At 72.9% G+C, this 2,298-nt stretch carries 2 protein-coding genes and 1 pseudogene; 2 read left to right on the top strand and 1 reads right to left on the bottom strand.

Annotated elements, in window-relative coordinates:
* A partial coding sequence (locus KBX53_RS30135) for a RecQ family ATP-dependent DNA helicase (protein ID WP_210863071.1) occupies window positions 1-1,467 on the top strand: 1,467 nt, incomplete at its 5' end.
* Between the two features lie 88 nt (window positions 1,468-1,555).
* On the top strand, window positions 1,556-2,059 hold the full coding sequence (locus tag KBX53_RS30140) for a hypothetical protein (RefSeq protein ID WP_030334948.1): 504 nt from the start codon (window positions 1,556-1,558) through the stop codon (window positions 2,057-2,059).
* On the opposite strand, the pseudogene KBX53_RS30145 reads toward KBX53_RS30140, so the two are convergent.
* Window positions 2,049-2,298 (bottom strand): annotated as a pseudogene (locus KBX53_RS30145) (multidrug transporter); the annotation flags it as partial. The gene KBX53_RS30140 and the pseudogene KBX53_RS30145 sit on opposite strands and share 11 nt — an antisense overlap.

The following is a 2,298-nucleotide window of genomic DNA, read 5'->3' on the forward strand; positions in this document are numbered from 1 at the left end:
ATCCCGGCCAGCCTGATCCCCGGCCCCACGGTGGTGATCTCCCCCCTGCTGGCCCTCCAACAGGACCAGATCGCCTCCCTCAACGAGCGGCAACGCCCGGAGCTGCGGGCGGTGCGGATCAGCTCGAACGAGTCGCCCACCCAGCAGGCGGAGGCGATCACCGAGGTCCGCGAGGGCCGGGCGGAGTTCCTCTTCATCACCCCGGAACAGCTCAGCAACCCGGAACGAATGGCCGAGGTCGCGGCGCTGAAGCCGGCGCTGGTGGCGATCGACGAGGCGCACTGCATCTCGGCGTGGGGCCACGACTTCCGCCCCGACTACCTGGCGCTCGGGCACCTCATCGACGGCATCGGCCGACCGCCGGTGGTCGCGTTGACCGCCACCGCATCCCCTCCGGTCCGCGACGACATCATCGCCCGGCTGCGGCTGCGCGAGCCGGAGGTGGTGGTCTCCGGGCTGGACCGGCCGAACCTGTTCGTCGAGGTCGCGCACTGCCCCACGGAGGACTACCGGTGGCGGCGGCTGATCGCGCTGCTCCAGGACGACGAGCGGCCCGGGATCATCTACGTGCCGACCCGTCGCGCCGCCGAGGAGTTGGCCACCCGGTTGACCGACGCCGGCTTCCCGGCGCAGTTCTACCACGGTGGGATGGCGGCCGGCGCGCGCGCCGAACTGCACGAGGCGTTCCTCGCCGACCAGGTCCCCATCATGGTGGCGACGTCGGCGTTCGGCATGGGCATCGACAAGCCGAACATCGCCTGGGTGGTGCACATGGCGCTGCCGGACTCACCGGACAGCTACTTCCAGGAGATCGGCCGGGCCGGGCGCGACGGGCAACCGGCCCGGGTGCTGCTGCTGTGGCAGGCCGAGGACGTGGGCCTGCAACGGTTCTTCAGCGGCGGCCTGCCCGACGTCGACGAGCTGCGCGACCTCGCCGCGCTGCTGCGCAAGAAGGCGGCCACCAAGACCGAACTGCGCGAGAGCACCGGCCTCGGGCCGCGCAAGCTGGGCCAGTACCTCTCCCTGCTGGAGCAGATCGGCGCGGCCGAGCCCCGCGCCCGGCAGCGCATCGGCGCGCCCCGGTACTCCCCCACCCCGGCCGACGCCGCGGCGGCGGCGCTGGCCGAGGCGGAGCGCCAGCAGACGGTGACCCGGTCCCGCACCGACATGATGCGCGCCTTCGCCGAGACCCTGGCCTGCCGCGGGCAGACCCTGCTGGCGTACTTCGGTGAGCAGATGACGCAGGTCTGCGGGCACTGCGACAACTGCCACAACGGCACCAGCGTGGCCGACCACGGCGCGGTCGGGCCGTTCCCGGTGCACAGCCAGGTGCGTCACCCCGAGTGGGGCCCCGGCCTGGTGCTCTCCTACGAGGACGACAAGATGACGGTTCTCTTCGATGAGGTCGGGTACAAGACGTTGTCGGTGCGCGTGGTGTCCGAACAGGGCCTGCTGACCCTGGACTAGCCTGACCCGGGCACCGGTGTCGGGCCCGGTGGATCGACCAAGCAGAGCACCGATTGATCAAGCAGAGCAGGGCGGAAGGGGCGTTGCCGTGATCGAGCAGCCGGCGTACACCGGGTTCGGGTTCTCCGACGAGGAGTGGGGGCTGCTGGTCGGCCTCCCGCAGTCGGTGCTGACCGCGGCGAGCGCCGCCGAGTCCGACGGCACCCGCCGGACCATGGCGGAGAACGCGGCCGGGCTGGAGACCATCGCCGCCGGCCGGGAGTCGGCCAGCCCGCTGGTCGCCGCCGTGGCCGGTGAGATCGTCACCCGGGTCGGCGACCCGGAGACCGGTGAGGAGCTGCCGGTCATCGCGCCCGCCGACCCCGGGGCCTACCTCGACGACGTGCTGCTGCGGGCCGGCCAGGCGGCCGAACTGCTGGCCGCGCGGGTCGACGAGGGTGAGGCCGGCGCGTACAAGCACTGGCTCGTGAAGATCGCCGAGCAGGTGGTGGGCGCCGCGTCCAGCGGTGGGTTGCTGGGCATCGGCGGCGAGTCGGTCAGCGACTCCGAGCGGCGTTTCCGCGACCGGCTCGCGCACGTGCTCATCGACTGACCGACGACAACGAGGTGTCGGCCGGACCGGTCGGCTCGGCGGCAAACGCCGCGGAGTCGGCCGGTCGGACGCCGCGCAGCGCGGCCAGCGCGGTGACGGCGCCCAGCAGCATCACCGCCATGGCGGCGTACGCGGCCAGGTGCAGCCCGTCGGTGAACGCGACCCGGGCGGCGTGCAGCAGCGCGTCGGCCAGTTCCGCCGGCAACCCCTGGGCGACCGCGAGCGCACCGCCCAGGGTC

This window comes from Micromonospora sp. M51 (assembly GCF_018070305.1).
Classification (GTDB): Bacteria; Actinomycetota; Actinomycetes; order Mycobacteriales; family Micromonosporaceae; genus Micromonospora; species Micromonospora parva.